Below are 13,469 nucleotides of genomic sequence, written 5' to 3'. Positions count from 1 at the left end.
GTGGTCGACGGCTGGCGGGTCGATCCCGCGGGGGTCGAGGCCGTGCTGCAGGACGTCGCGTCCAGGACCACGACGATGAACGACGCCCTGGGCGGATCCGAGGACGGGTCCGTCCAGGGCGTCGCCACCGTGGTGCAGGACGCGGCGACCGCTGCGCAGTCACAGGTCATCGGCGAGGCGCTCGCCGGGTTCTTCGAACACCGGCAGGACATGCTGACGGGGATCCAGGACCGGATCCAGGCGTCGCTGTACGGCGCCGCGGGCGCGACCCGCGCCATCGTCGAGGGGGATGACGAGATGGGGGCTTCGACCGCGCAGGCGAACGCGATCGCCGCGTCGAAGGACGGGAACTTCACCGCGTTCGACGGGATGTTCGACCGGTGAACGCCGTCGTCAAGAGCGGGGAGATCCCGTACACCGACGTGCAGCTCGAGGGCATCACCGCCGGTGCGACCTCGCTGCGGTCGGTCGCGTCCGCGGTCCGGGACGGCACCGCCGACATCGTCACCGCGTGGAGCGCGATCTCCGGCTCGTACGAAGGGCCGAGCGACCAGGAGCTCTTCGACGTCATGACGCCGATCGGGCCGCAGGGCACGACGTTCGGCGACGACCTCGACTCCGCCGCGAAGGCGCTCGACACATTCGTCGAGGAAGCCACCCCGATCGTCGCTGCGCTCAAGGCCTACGTCACGCGGGCCGAGCAGCTGCAGCGGGACGTCGCCGCGTTCCAGCCGCAGACCATCCAGACGATGGACGGCCCGGTCACGCAGACCGAGAGCTGGGACCAGGACGAGACCCTCAACGGCGAGAACAACGACATCATCAACGGCGTCGCGAACCGCGTCGTCGAGTACCAGGCCGCCGAGCGCAAGTGCGCGAACGCCATCCGTTCGCTGAGCGGCCTGCCGGCACTGCACGCCATCACCGGGTCCGGCGACGACGCGCTCGGCTACGGCTACGACGAACTCCCGATGGGCACGCAGTTGCCGTGGGGCACCGCTGAGTCGCGCAACGAGTCGTGCGCCGAGAAGACGACGTGGTTCCTGCCGCACCTGGTGAAGGGTGTCGTCTGGGACGGCGTCATCGTCGGGACCCTCGGCGGCATCGGCGAACTGATCGGCTTCCGCGACTGGAAGTGGAGCGGCGACAACTTCGTCGACACCTGGAAGAGTCTCGGCTCCTTGATCGGGTACGACAAGGAGTCGAACGAGTGGTGGAACGGCGACGCCGCGAAGGCCGGGTGGGGCGGGCTGCTCAAGGGCACCCTGGCGTGGGACAAGTGGGCCGACGACCCCGGGACGGCGCTCGGTGAGAGCGGCTGGAACGTCGTGTCGATCGTCATCCCGTTCTTCGGCGTCGCGAGCAAGGTGGGGGCGGTCGGGCGGACCGGCGAGGTCGCCTCGGCGATCAGCAAGGCGGGGAAGGCCCTGGACCTCGTGGACGCCGGAGCCTGGGCGTCGAGGGGTCTGACCAAGGTCCTGCCGAACCTCGGCGACCTCAAGGGTGTGCTGACGAACGGCTTCGAGCACCTCCCCGACACCTTCAGGACGAGGATCGCGGAGTTCAGAATCGACCTCAACGAGTGGCGGCACGGGTCACACGCCGATGCGGACAGCACGGTCGACGGGCCTGCGGCGCGGAGCGAGGGGGCGGCGGACGCGGCGGCCGATGCGCACGTGCAGGCGCAGGCGAACGCGAGCGCCCGCGCGCACACGGAGGGGGCGGAGTCGAACGCGCCGACGCCCGAGCGTGAGCCGGCGATGGTCGGTGGCGGCCACGGGGAGAGCACCACCGTGCACGGGGGCGGTTCCGAGGCGGGGTCGAGCGGTGGCGGTGGTCACGGGACCGGTGTGCCGACGGGCGGGTCCGGGGGATCGTCCGGCGGCGGTGGGCACGGGACCGATGCCGGCGGCGAGACCGCTGGGGGGATGCCTGATCGCGGACACCAGGTCGATCCGACCGAGTCGTTCGGCAAGGTGCCGTACGGCGACGGCGTCGCGAACCACGCCGGGCCCGGCGGTACGACGCTCACGGACGACCTGACGCGCCCCGGCGCTGATCTCCCCGTCGGCGTTCGCGACGTCGGGCACAGCGGCTCCCCGATCGATTCCGACTACGGCAAGCCGCGCCTCGACCACGGCGCCTTCAACCCGAACTACGCTGCGCCGGGCGACCCGTTGTACGTGGCCCCGCACGGCGGTGACGGTCACGTGAACCCGGCAACCGAACAGCTCGTGACGACCGGGTCGGGCCCCGACGGGTACTACGGCCACCATGCGGACGGAACTCCGCTGACTCGTCAGGACTACGTCGAGCGCTACATCAAACCAGACGACACGCCCCGTTACCCGGGGAATGACGGCGCAGTCTCGGGGTCGCGGATCGAGTTCAAGGACCCGACCGTTTTCGGCCAGTACTACTCGACGACCATCGACCGAATGGGCAGAGACACCGGGACGTACTTCTCGTTCCCGGGAACGTCATTCGAACAGCGAGGTCTTCCTCCGACGAACCTCAGAGATCCGTACTCCGTCTTCGAGATGGACACGGACGCGATGAAGACCAACGGATACAAGGTTCAGGTGAGCCGGATCGATGCGGCCTTCGGCCAGCCCGGTGGGGGGCTGCAGGTCCAGGTCATGGATCGATTCGGAAAACCGGTCGGGGCCGACTTGATGCTCAAGGGCAACCCGGGGGCCGGTGTCTTGCCGATGTTGAAGAGAACGGCGTTCACTCTTGACTGATCACGACGACCTCGAGCAAGAGGATGCTGACCTCCTTGGCGAATTCGTGGGCAACGAACCGCCCGATCTGTCCTCCGCTCCGGGAGTGAGACGAGGGAACTCCGTCCTCTTCGAGTACGGCACGCTGGAGACGACCTTCCGTATTGCGGTCACCGGTTCGGGGTTTGCCTTCGAAACCCGCGACAGGGGCAGCTCCTGGGCGCTTGCCGAGTTCAGTCGGCTCGACGATGCGGAGCGATTCGTGCTGCTCTGGGAAGGGGCACGGCGTAATCCCGCCCTGTGGTTCGACGGTCTGGCGACTGTTCCCGATGGGGTGGTCGTCCTCGAGGACTACCCCGGGAAGGTCCTGCGATGGGACAACGGGGGCGTAGATCACGTTGCGCGGGCGCTCTCCGACGAGGCCTCAACGCTCGTCTGTCAGCTTGCATGGGTGCGGAGTCGTTCCCTGCCCGAAGTCCTGGCGGTGGTCGACTCCGTCGACCCGGGACGGTTGGTAGGCAGTAAGTAGTGCGACTCCGTTCGGCGCAAGGTGAGCTGAACACGTCCGGCGTCCGCGTGACCCGAGTCGTCTCGGGCCGACTACCAGGCGCATGTTGCAGGCGTCGAGCGGACGGCAGAATGCCGGAGTGCCGTCAGTTCGCCGAAGACGGCGCGAGGGTGGGATCGATGACATGACCAAGCAGGGTCATCCGCCGCAGGAGGTCTTCCTCGATGCCAAGGTGTCCAGCCGAGCGATCGCGTTGGCGCACCAAGCCGATCCCGGCTGAAGCAAGCGGATCTCGAGGATGATCGAGCAGGCTGAAGTTCAGCTCGCAGCGCTTTCGGACAGCGCTCGTCGAGCATGGCACGTGTCTGATCCGTACGCCGCGGACACTGTCCGTCGCTTGCTTCGCGGAGCGGGAGCCCAGGGAGATGATCTGACGGTCATCTTTGCGCCGATGAGAACGGAGTAGCCGGTCCATGCCCTTCCCGTCTTGGTCACGGACGACTCAGGTGACGGCTCGAGCCGTGTGGGATGCGCGTGGAGAGGAGCCCGCAGCACTGGCAGAGCGCATCGCTGTCCAGGTCGCTGCCTACGACGAACTCCTCGGAGCCGGTGGCCGATGGGCGCTCGTCGAGGAAGACGACCGCGTCGTGTCCACCGACCCTTCGTCACTCACGCCCATCCTGTCCGCCCACGCTTTCCGGGACGCCGAGGGCCTCGAGTTCCCACTGCGCGGCTACGTGCTCGGTCTCGCGCGAGAGGGGAGCGCAGGGTTCATCTCGATCCGCTTCCGGGTCGGGTCCGCGAAGATCGTCCGTCGCATGCCGGCGAACGGGGTTCAGATCACCATCGCTGGGCCGCTGCGGGAAGCGAACCGTCTGTCGATCGACGCAGATCTCGCCGAGGGTGTCCTCCGCGGACTCGCTCGAGCTTGGAACCCCGACTCCGCAGCGGTGTCCGACGACGCTGGAGCAATCGCCTCCGAAGGACGAGGCAAGTTCGCACCGGTGATCGGGCAGCGCACCTGGGTTTCGGATCGGCTTGGGACCGTCGAGACGTCGACGTCTGGAGTGCGGGTCGAGCGAGCGGACGGAGGCAGCTACCTCACAGCCGACGACGCCCTGGACTCCGAAACGGCAGTGCGTGAGGTGTGGGCGACTCTCGAGGCCAACGAGGTCACCGAGATCATCCGCGCTGCATGATCGGACACGCTCCTCTGGGTCCCTCGTCGGTACGGTGCGGCAGGATCTCCTTCGATCGAGCGACGAGCGCGCTGTGGCTCGGATCCGCACAGGAGGCGATGTCGGGGCAATCTGGACGCTCGCCCGGGTGCTGTGTTCGGTCAGCCTCACGGTGATGTCCACGCCGCGTGTGTCATCAACGAGCTGGATCAACGACGGTGACTCAACCGAACCGGGTCCACGGCGACTGGGTGATCGTGCGGGCAGAGCGGGACGCACGCCCTGCCGAGGTGACCGGCCTCACGTGACCGGTACCGGAGACCGGGGGCGTCGGGAGCCCGGCCCGACACCACAGCGTCCTGGCTCAGTACATCGATGTCATCGCCGACTCTGGAGATGTTGCCCTCGACAGTCTCGTCCGAGAACGTCGTCTGTCGCCCGAGCAGCTACGGGAGTACCACGCCTTCAGCCTGCGGCTGCACGCACCGGCACGGTGATGCGCCGGAGCGAGCCCTCCACGAGGAGGTCCCGGACGGTCAGCGACGTGTCCGCGATCGTGTACCGGATCGCACCGCCGGGCTGCCCGAACCACGGCTGCACGACGGACGCCTCGACGAGCACGGTCGCCTCGGTCACGAACTGGTGGACGCCGGACGGCTGTCGGAGCGCCGTCGGCGGCAGGGAACGCGACTCGAATGACGAGTTGAGTTGGTTCAGCAACCAACCGTCCACGGCACCGACGCGGTCGACGAGGATGCCGGGCGGGAGCTGGATGAGACTGATTCCGCCGCGAGCCGCGATCTGGCCGCGGAGCTCCGGGTAGTACGGAGCGAGCCTGGACTGGACAGCGTCCACCTCGGGCTGAGCCATCTCCATCGGGCCGGGAACGGGACGGTCCAGGAAGGACAGGAGCGCCGAGGAGATGCTCGCGGCATCAGGCGCCGTCGCAACGATCCGAGCCTGCCCGTAGTCGATGCAGTGGAGCTGGTACCCGCCGTCGATCTCCACCACACGCAGCTCGCCCTCGACGAGTGGCCCGGTGGGAGGATCTCCGGGGAGTACGACGAGTTCCGGGCCGAAGCCCCGTTCGTGGAGATCGGAGCGGAGTCGCTGGAACGTCACCTCGTGAGCGTAGCAATCGGCTCCGCGCAGGGTGGGAACCGGGGTGTGGGGATCCGCACACCCGACCGACGCGTGTCGCCGCCACCCCCGCTGCGCGAACACCTGTGCGATGCTGCTGTCCAAGCGTGCAACGTCGTGATCTTCCGAGTTGCGCACTGGCGAGCAACGGAGTGGGGGAGAGTTGATGCGGTACCCGGAGTGGGTCTGCGGAGAGCGCGTACTGCTCCGCGCAGAGTGGAACGGCCGACCCTCGTCCTCGGACGATCTGAGCAACTCGCTGCTGGCCCAGCTGCGCGGAGTCGACGCTGTCCTCGGCGCTGGGGAGCCCTGGGAGGTGGACGGCGTCGGCACGACCCGCGAGTACGACCCCGGCGTCGTGCAGGAACTGCTCGAGCATGGTGTCGAACGCGGGGACGACGGAACCGCGTGGCCGGACCACGCTACAACGTGATCATGAACCGTCGAGCGGAGCGCGGCTTCGTCTCGTTGAGCCTGAAGGTCGGAGCATCCGTCCCGCGGCGTCGCCGACCGGCGAACGCCGTGTCGGTGAGCGTCGTCGGGCCCGTCGCGGGGGGCGAGCGGAGAGCGCCGGATGTCGAACTCATCGAGGAGGTGCTGGTGACGATCGTGCGTGCGTGGGACCCGGACTCCGCTGGAGCCTTCGATCGAGCTGCTGCACGGGCGGTGGAGGACGCGGGCCGGTTCGGTCCCGTGCTCGGGCAGCGGACCTGGGTCTCGGAGCGGCTCGGAGTCGTGCCCGCGACGAACTCGGGAGTGACCAGGTCGTCGCTGCATCGTGGCACGTTGCTCGCGGCGGATGACGCGCTCGATGCTTCGACCGCAGTGGCCGAGGTTCGGGCAGTCCTCGCAGGAGTCAGCGTCCCCGATCCGCCGAGCGAGGGTCGAACAGCGTGAACACCCCGGTGTCCGAGGACGGCATCTGCCCCCGCCCCGGTTTCGATCAGCGCAGCCTCGTCGTCCTTCGACGCCTTGCTGAACGCGCTGGGTACTCCGACACGACAGCACGATCCGACCGCTTCGAGTACGGGGACCTCGAGATCCGCTTCCGTTACGACGTCTCGCCGCAGGGAGTCAGCGAACGACGGTTCTCTCGAGGTGAGGTCAGCTTCACGGGCACGACCTTCGACGATCCGGAGGACGCGGCGCGCTGGGTGGCCCTGCAGCTCGCGTTCGAGGTCCGCACTCAGACAGGTCTTCCTCGAGTCGATGACGCTCGGCGCTCCCTGGCCTTCGCGAGGGTGGCACGAGTCGAACTCGACGCCATCCCGTGGTCTGCGCTGCAGCCAGACCCCGTGCAAGCGCTCGAACTGGCTGCCGGGGACGTCGGAACCGCGGAGGACGATGTGCCGCACGCTGTCGCGCTCGGGCGGCTCGTCGGCAACCGGCCCGATGCGCCGGCCACCCTCGACGGCATCCGCAGGGCCCACGGAACACTGTTCGAGTACGGCGACCACGAGACCGCCAGCCGGATCGTCCAGCGGGGCAACTCGTTCGATGTCATCTGCCGTCAACGCGCGTCCGAGCACCTGATCGCTTCCACGTCGCACGTCGAGGATGCGGAGCGGCTCGTCGTCGTCCTCGAGCGCTCGTCCGGCATCAGGATCCCCGGGCCGCACCAGCTGTCCGCCGTCTCCCTGCCACGAGGCGTACTGGATCGCTCTCGAGGTCTCGTCACCGAGTTCGAGTGGCAGTCCGATGTGGACGGAGCCTCTCACTCCGTCCGTTCTGTCGCTCGCGCACCAGGTCGATCGTTCGACTTCTCCTCCCTTGTCCGACTCACCTGGTTGCGTGACGTCCCGGTGAACGTCCTCGGCGACACGCTTCGCGGGCGCGACGGAGCGTTCGCCGTCGGAGGTCCGGTCGGCGTGACGCTGGGGACGACGGCGTTGATCCGCGCCTTCTCTCGCGGCCGCGGAGGCTTCCGGGACGACGCCCAGAGCGCCGTCGTCTGCTCCGAGTTCCGTCGACTGGTCCGGCAGGGCGACCTGCCCGAGGCGTGCTGGCAGCCGGTCCGGGAGGCCGTGCACGGGACACACATGGACAGCTGGTCGTCCGGGCTGCGCGTCGACGACCGGTACGAGGCCCTCTGGCCGCTCTTCGAAGGGCCGGCTCCGAGACTGTCCGACGAGACGGTCGCCTCCGTCGACGTCGAGGTCGCCCTGGCCGCGGTCGAGTACGGCCTGACCGTGGTGCCTGCGGGCCCTCGCGTCGCTCGCCGCTTCCCCGTCGAGAACGACGCGGTGACGGAGGTGTGGAACGGAGCTGGCTGGAGCGTCCGCCCGGGCGCCGAGTTCGGCCACCCGATGACCCGCAGCGAGGCCGTCCGGTTCGCCGGCGTGCACTCCTGGAGCGACCTCGACTGAGCGGCGTACCGTCCACCCCATGACGAAGCACTGGGTCGCCCCCGAGTTCGGCGGCAGCGAGGTCCTCGAGCACGTCGACACCGAGGTGCCCGCCCCCGGCACCGGCGAGGTCACCATCGACGTCCGGGCGGCGGGCATGAACCCCGCCGACACGAAGCACACCCGGCAGGGCGATCCGTCCGACCTGCCGATCCCGGTCGGGTACGAGGTCTCCGGCGTCCTCAGCGCGATCGGCCCCGACACCGAGATCGCGTCCGGCGGGGGAGCGGTCGGCGACGAGGTCCTCGCCTTCCGCGTCGAGGGCGGCTGGGCGGAACGCATCACCGTCCCCGCTGCCGACGTCTTCGCCAAGCCCGCGTTGCTCGATCACCCCCAGGCGGCGAACCTGCTGCTGGCCGGGACGACCGCAGCCGACATGATCCGCGTCACCCGCGCCGAGGGACGCGACACGGTCCTGGTGCACGGCGCGTCCGGTGCCGTCGGCGTCGCGGTCCTGCAGCTCCTCCGCCCGCTCGGCACCCGCGTGATCGGCACTGCCTCCGAGCGCAACGCCGACACCGTCCGTCGCTTCGGCGGCGAGTGGGTGGCGTACGGCGACGGCCTGGAGGCGCGCATCCGTGACCTCGCACCCTCCGGAATCGACGTGGCCCTCGACTGCGTCGGTACGGACGAGGCGGTCGACGTCTCGCTGGCACTCGTGGCCGACCGCTCCCGCATCGTGACGATCGCGGCCTTCGGCCGCGCGCAGCAGGACGGCTTCCCCGCGGTCGGCGGCAACCAGCCGGAGAGCAAGGCGTTCCGCGACTCGGTGCGGCAGCGGCTGGTCGACCTCGCCGCGGCGGGCGAGCTCGAGGTGCCGGTGGCCCGGACGTTCCCCCTGGCCGAGGCGAAGGCCGCGGCGGAGCTGCTCGAGTCGCAGCACCCCGGTGGGAAGCTCGCGCTCGTGCCGTGACGGCCACTTCTGGTTGACTCGTGGGGTACGTCGCACGACCGACACCACGAGGGGGAACACGTGAGCGACCACATGACGTCCGACCAGCCGTACCCGAGCGCGCCGCCGCCGCAGCAGCCGTGCCCGACAGCGGGCGGAGAACCGCCGCGGTGGGCGCCGCGCTACGGCGCCTCCTTCGGGCAGGCGCTCGGCCGCTTCTTCGGGAAGTACGCGACCTTCTCCGGGCGAGCGAGCCGCAGTGAGTTCTGGTGGGCCTACCTCGTCGTCACCGTCGTGGGACTGGTGCTCGCCACCATCCCCTTCGTGTACCGCTTCGCGACGATCGAGTACACGACAGTCGACCTGAGCGGCGTCGAGTACCAGGTGTCGAACCCGCCGTCGCCGCTGTTCTGGGTGCTGCTGACCCTGCCGGCGATCTGGTGGCTCGCGACGATCGTGCCGTCGTTGGCGCTCGGGTGGCGCCGCCTGCACGACGCGAACCTGCCCGGGGCGCTGTGGATCATCGCGGTGTTCGTCGGTATCGCCGGGATCGTCTTCGGGCTCCTGCCGTCGAACCCGCAGGGCGCACGCTACGACCGACCGGAGGGCACTCGATGAGCGACGACCAGCAGCGCGGACAGCAGCCGCAGCAGCCGTACGGCCAGCAGCCGCCGCAGCCGTACGGACAGCCGTACCCGCAGTACCAGCAACAGGCACCGATCCCGACGGACGCCAGTGGCGCCCCGCCGCTCTGGGCACCCTGGTACGGCGCCGGCTTCCTCGACGCCTTCGCCCGGTTCTGGAAGAAGTACGCCCGCTTCGACGGACGCGCGAGCCGCAGCGAGTTCTGGTGGTGGTACCTGGCGAACGCCATCGTCGTGACGGTCCTGTTCGGCGGTTACATCGCCTCGATCCTCGTCTGGGCCGCCGGTGCCACCACGACGGACGAGTACGGCACGACGACCACGACCGGCGGCTTCCCCGGGCTCGCGGTCCTCTTCGCCGGTCTGCTCGGCCTGTGGGGACTCGCGACGTTCATCCCGTCCCTCGCACTCGGGTGGCGCCGCGTGCACGACGCCGGTCTCGCCGGGCCCTTCTGGCTGATCTCCTTCGCGGCAGGGGTCGCGGGGATCGTCTTCGGGTGCCTCGAGCCGAACCCCAACGGCGCGCAGTACGACCAGCCGGACGTACCCCGCCCGCAGGCCTGATCGGCCCCGTCACGACGAAGCGGCCCGCCCCGTCAGGGGTGGGCCGTTTCGTCGTGCCAGGGGAGCGGGCGGAGGCTCAGACCACCCGGAGGCGGACCAGCGAACCGTCCACGACCAGGTCGCGCACCGTGACGGACCGGTCGGCCGTCGCGAACCGGAGCGCGCCTCCCGGCTGGTCGAACCAGGGCTGCACGAACGTCACGGTGACCAGGAACGGGCGGTCGACGACGTAGCGGTGCACCTCTGGGGCCGCAGCCACGTGCGGCGGCAGCGACCGCTGGGCGAGCGGGGTGTCGAGCGGGTGCAGCAGGTACCCGTCCGGGCCGCCCACGCGGTCGACGGGCACGCCGGCCGGGATCTGGATCGTGAGGCCGTCGGGGCCGGCCTGCCCGACCTGCTGCGCCAGCTGCGGGTACGTCGACGCCGCGCGGTCACGGAGCCCGTCGAGCTCGTACCGCGGCATGTCGCGCGGTGCGGGGAACGCCCGGTTGAGGAACCGGCGGAGCATCTCCACCGCGTCCTCCTCGCCACGGGCGGTGGCCAGGCGACGTGCCGTGCCGTAGTCGACGACCTCGAGCGCGAAGTCGCCGTGCGTCTCGGTCGGGACGACACGGAGTGCACCCTCCACCGGCGGCTCGGTGAGCGCCTCTCCGGGGAGCTGCACGTAGCGGATCGTGTAGCCGAGCTGGTCGAGGATGGGGCGGGTCTCCGCGAACGTCATGCGCGCGAGCCTACCGGCCGCATGCATGCCGTTCGCCGAGACACCGCCGTGCCCCCGGTGCGACGATGCGTCACACGCCGCCGCGCATGATCGCCTGCTTGACCTCGGAGATCGCCTTCGTCACCTGGATGCCACGGGGGCACGCGTCGGTGCAGTTGAAGGTCGTGCGGCAGCGCCACACGCCCTCCTTGTCGTTGAGGATGTCGAGGCGCACGTTCGCCGAGTCGTCGCGCGAGTCGAAGATGAAGCGGTGCGCGTTCACGATCGCGGCCGGGCCGAAGTACTGGCCGTCGGTCCAGAACACCGGGCACGACGAGGTGCACGCGGCACACAGGATGCACTTCGTGGTGTCGTCGAAGCGGGCGCGGTCGGCGACGGACTGCACGCGCTCCTTGCCCTTCTCCGGCTTGCTCGAGGCCTGCAGGAACGGCTGGACCTCGCGGTAGGACTGGAAGAACGGCTCCATGTCCACGACCAGGTCCTTCTCGAGCGGCAGGCCCTTGATCGCCTCGACGTAGATCGGCTTCGACACGTCGAGGTCCTTGATCAGGGTCTTGCAGGCGAGCCTGTTGCGGCCGTTGATGCGCATCGCGTCCGAGCCGCACACGCCGTGCGCGCAGGAGCGGCGGAAGGTCAGCGAACCGTCCTGCTCCCACTTGATCTGGTGCAGGGCGTCGAGGATGCGGTCCGTCGGGAGCATCATCACGTCGAAGTCCTGCCAGCGCGGCTCGTCGTCGACGTCCGGGTCGAACCGACGGACGATGATCGTGACGGGGAACGATCCGGGAGGAGCGCTCTGCACGGTGTCGGTGCGCGGGCTGTCGGAGACCAGGGTGTCGGTCATCAGTACTTCCTCTCCATCGGCTCGTACCGCGTCACGACGACGGGCTTCCAGTCGAGCGTGATGTGGTCGTCGGCGAGTGACGAGTGCGGGTCGCCCGTCAGGTACGCCATGGTGTGCTGCATGTAGTTCTCGTCGTCGCGCTTCGGGTAGTCGTCGCGCATGTGGCCGCCGCGGCTCTCCTTGCGGTTCCGCGCGGAGAAGACGACCACCTCGGCCAGGTCGAGCAGGAAGCCGAGCTCGACGGCCTCGAGCAGGTCGGTGTTGAAGCGCTTGCCCTTGTCCTGCACGGCGACGTTGCGGAACCGCTCGCGCAGGGTGTGGATCGTCTCGGTCATCTTGCCGAGCGACTCGTCGGTGCGGAACACCTGCGCGTTCTTGTCCATCTCGTCCTGCAGCTCCTTGCGGAGGACCGCGATGCGCTCGGTGCCGGTCGAGGCGCGGAGCTGATCGAGCATGCCGCGGACACCGGCGGCCGGGTCCTCGGGGAGCGGCAGGAACTCCGCGGTCTGCACCCACTCGGCGGCGTTGTTGCCGGAGCGCTTGCCGAAGACGTTGATGTCGAGCAGCGAGTTCGTGCCGAGGCGGTTCGAGCCGTGCACCGACACGCAGGCGCACTCGCCGGCGGCGTACAGGCCGGGTACGACGGTGGTGTTGTCGTACAGCACCTCGGCGTTGGTGTTCGTCGGGATGCCGCCCATCGCGTAGTGCGCGGTCGGCATCACGGGCACCGGCTCGACGACCGGGTCGACGCCGAGGTAGGTGCGGGCGAACTCGGTGATGTCCGGGAGCTTCGTCTCGAGCACCTCGGCACCGAGGTGCGTGCAGTCGAGCAGGACGTAGTCCTTGTTCGGCCCGGCACCCCGGCCCTCCGCGACCTCCTGCACCATGCACCGGGCGACGATGTCACGGGGCGCGAGGTCCTTGATGGTCGGCGCGTAGCGCTCCATGAAGCGCTCGCCCGAGGCGTTGCGGAGGATGGCGCCCTCGCCGCGGGCGCCCTCGGTGAGCAGGATGCCGAGGCCCGCCAGGCCGGTCGGGTGGAACTGGAAGAACTCCATGTCCTCGAGCGGCAGGCCCTGGCGCCAGACGATCCCGACGCCGTCGCCGGTCAGCGTGTGGGCGTTCGAGGTGGTCTTGTACATCTTGCCGAAGCCGCCGGTCGCGAAGATCACGGCCTTGGCGTGGAAGACGTGCAGCTCACCGGTCGCGAGCTCGTAGGCCACGACGCCGGCGGGCTGCTGGCGGGTGACCCCGTCGTCGCCCGTCACGTCCACCATGACGAGGTCGAGCGCGTAGAACTCGTTGTGGAACTCGACGCCGAGCTTGACGCAGTTCTGGAAGAGCGTCTGCAGGATCATGTGGCCCGTGCGGTCCGCGGCGTAGCAGGCTCGGCGGACGGGTGACTTGCCGTGGTCGCGGGTGTGCCCGCCGAAGCGTCGCTGGTCGATCTTGCCCTCGGGCGTGCGGTTGAACGGCAGGCCCATGTTCTCGAGGTCGATGACGGCGTCGATCGCCTCCTTCGCCAGGATCTCCGCGGCGTCCTGGTCGACCAGGTAGTCACCGCCCTTGATCGTGTCGAAGGTGTGCCACTCCCACGAGTCCTCCTCGACGTTCGCCAGGGCCGCAGCCATGCCGCCCTGCGCCGCACCGGTGTGGGAGCGCGTCGGGTACAGCTTCGAGATGACGGCCGTCTTCGCCTTCGGCCCGGCTTCGATGGCGGCACGCATGCCGGCACCGCCTGCGCCGATGATGACGATGTCGTGCTGGTGGTGGTGGACGGTGGTCTCGGTCACTGGGGCCTTTCAGGATGGGTCAGCGCGCCGGCAGGGGTGCTCGCGGCGTGCTCGTGG

General features: G+C 69.4%; 13 protein-coding genes. 8 read left to right on the top strand and 5 right to left on the bottom strand.

The features are described 5' to 3' along the window. The 4 genes from DEJ22_RS10420 to DEJ22_RS10405 all read left to right on the top strand — a co-directional run bounded on the left by DEJ22_RS10420 (position 1) and on the right by DEJ22_RS10405 (position 4,430). On the top strand, positions 1 to 384 hold the full coding sequence (locus tag DEJ22_RS10420) for a DUF6507 family protein (protein WP_111227081.1): 384 nt from the start codon (positions 1 to 3) through the stop codon (positions 382 to 384). Next, positions 381 to 2,744: a TNT domain-containing protein gene (locus DEJ22_RS10415; RefSeq protein ID WP_111227080.1), complete on the top strand. Its 2,364-nt coding sequence runs from the start codon at positions 381 to 383 to the stop codon at positions 2,742 to 2,744. Before DEJ22_RS10420 ends, DEJ22_RS10415 begins: the two co-directional genes overlap by 4 nt. Continuing rightward, positions 2,737 to 3,252: a hypothetical protein gene (locus DEJ22_RS10410; RefSeq protein WP_146241752.1), complete on the top strand. Its 516-nt coding sequence runs from the start codon at positions 2,737 to 2,739 to the stop codon at positions 3,250 to 3,252. The genes DEJ22_RS10415 and DEJ22_RS10410 overlap by 8 nt, the downstream gene beginning before the upstream one ends. Positions 3,253 to 3,752: 500 nt before the next feature. Further along, positions 3,753 to 4,430, top strand: coding sequence for a hypothetical protein (locus DEJ22_RS10405; protein WP_111227078.1), 678 nt, complete (start codon positions 3,753 to 3,755; stop codon positions 4,428 to 4,430). 444 nt (positions 4,431 to 4,874) lie between these two features. Here the strand turns inward: DEJ22_RS10405 and DEJ22_RS10400 are convergent, their stop codons facing one another. Continuing rightward, positions 4,875 to 5,531: a TNT domain-containing protein gene (locus DEJ22_RS10400; protein WP_181430783.1), complete on the bottom strand. Its 657-nt coding sequence runs from the start codon at positions 5,529 to 5,531 to the stop codon at positions 4,875 to 4,877. 440 nt (positions 5,532 to 5,971) lie between these two features. Further along, on the bottom strand, positions 5,972 to 7,579 hold the full coding sequence (locus tag DEJ22_RS10395) for a hypothetical protein (protein ID WP_181430781.1): 1,608 nt from the start codon (positions 7,577 to 7,579) through the stop codon (positions 5,972 to 5,974). 9 nt (positions 7,580 to 7,588) lie between these two features. Here DEJ22_RS10395 and DEJ22_RS10390 point away from each other — a divergent pair, with 9 nt between their 5' ends. Genes DEJ22_RS10390 through DEJ22_RS10375 form a run of 4 tightly spaced genes read left to right on the top strand, consistent with a single transcriptional unit; the run spans position 7,589 to position 10,054 of the window. Beyond that, positions 7,589 to 7,915 carry a hypothetical protein gene (locus DEJ22_RS10390; protein WP_181430779.1) on the top strand — a complete coding sequence of 109 codons (327 nt, stop codon included), beginning with the start codon at positions 7,589 to 7,591 and terminating at the stop codon, positions 7,913 to 7,915. 19 nt (positions 7,916 to 7,934) lie between these two features. Beyond that, complete coding sequence (locus DEJ22_RS10385; RefSeq protein ID WP_111227075.1) at positions 7,935 to 8,867, top strand: NADP-dependent oxidoreductase; 933 nt, start codon at positions 7,935 to 7,937, stop codon at positions 8,865 to 8,867. Between the two features lie 60 nt (positions 8,868 to 8,927). Further along, positions 8,928 to 9,464 carry a DUF805 domain-containing protein gene (locus DEJ22_RS10380; RefSeq protein ID WP_258379614.1) on the top strand — a complete coding sequence of 179 codons (537 nt, stop codon included), beginning with the start codon at positions 8,928 to 8,930 and terminating at the stop codon, positions 9,462 to 9,464. Then, positions 9,461 to 10,054, top strand: a complete 594-nt coding sequence (locus DEJ22_RS10375; protein ID WP_111227074.1) for a DUF805 domain-containing protein — start codon at positions 9,461 to 9,463, stop codon at positions 10,052 to 10,054. Before DEJ22_RS10380 ends, DEJ22_RS10375 begins: the two co-directional genes overlap by 4 nt. 76 nt (positions 10,055 to 10,130) lie before the next feature. Here DEJ22_RS10375 and DEJ22_RS10370 read toward each other — a convergent pair whose 3' ends face one another. The 3 genes from DEJ22_RS10370 to sdhA form a co-directional block, all read right to left on the bottom strand. Beyond that, a complete protein-coding gene (locus DEJ22_RS10370) occupies positions 10,131 to 10,775 on the bottom strand; it encodes a TNT domain-containing protein (RefSeq protein WP_181430777.1) in 645 nt (214 codons plus the stop codon). 70 nt (positions 10,776 to 10,845) lie between these two features. Next, complete coding sequence (locus tag DEJ22_RS10365; protein ID WP_066655113.1) at positions 10,846 to 11,619, bottom strand: succinate dehydrogenase iron-sulfur subunit; 774 nt, start codon at positions 11,617 to 11,619, stop codon at positions 10,846 to 10,848. Further along, positions 11,619 to 13,412 carry a succinate dehydrogenase flavoprotein subunit gene (sdhA, locus tag DEJ22_RS10360; protein ID WP_111227072.1) on the bottom strand — a complete coding sequence of 598 codons (1,794 nt, stop codon included), beginning with the start codon at positions 13,410 to 13,412 and terminating at the stop codon, positions 11,619 to 11,621. Before sdhA ends, DEJ22_RS10365 begins: the two co-directional genes overlap by 1 nt. Positions 13,413 to 13,469 lie beyond the last annotated feature (57 nt).

The sequence above is a fragment of the Curtobacterium sp. MCSS17_007 genome (assembly GCF_003234175.2).
In the GTDB taxonomy this organism is placed as follows: domain Bacteria; phylum Actinomycetota; class Actinomycetes; order Actinomycetales; family Microbacteriaceae; genus Curtobacterium.
This window is presented reverse-complemented; position numbering and strand designations above follow the sequence as displayed.

Coding starts and splice junctions, on each gene's coding strand:
- DEJ22_RS10390 (WP_181430779.1), top strand. CDS start 7,589: ATGGACAGCTGGTCGTCCGGGCTGCGCGTCGACGACCGGTACGAGGCC.
- DEJ22_RS10385 (WP_111227075.1), top strand. CDS start 7,935: ATGACGAAGCACTGGGTCGCCCCCGAGTTCGGCGGCAGCGAGGTCCTC.
- DEJ22_RS10375 (WP_111227074.1), top strand. CDS start 9,461: ATGAGCGACGACCAGCAGCGCGGACAGCAGCCGCAGCAGCCGTACGGC.
- DEJ22_RS10370 (WP_181430777.1), bottom strand. CDS start 10,775: ATGACGTTCGCGGAGACCCGCCCCATCCTCGACCAGCTCGGCTACACG.
- DEJ22_RS10365 (WP_066655113.1), bottom strand. CDS start 11,619: ATGACCGACACCCTGGTCTCCGACAGCCCGCGCACCGACACCGTGCAG.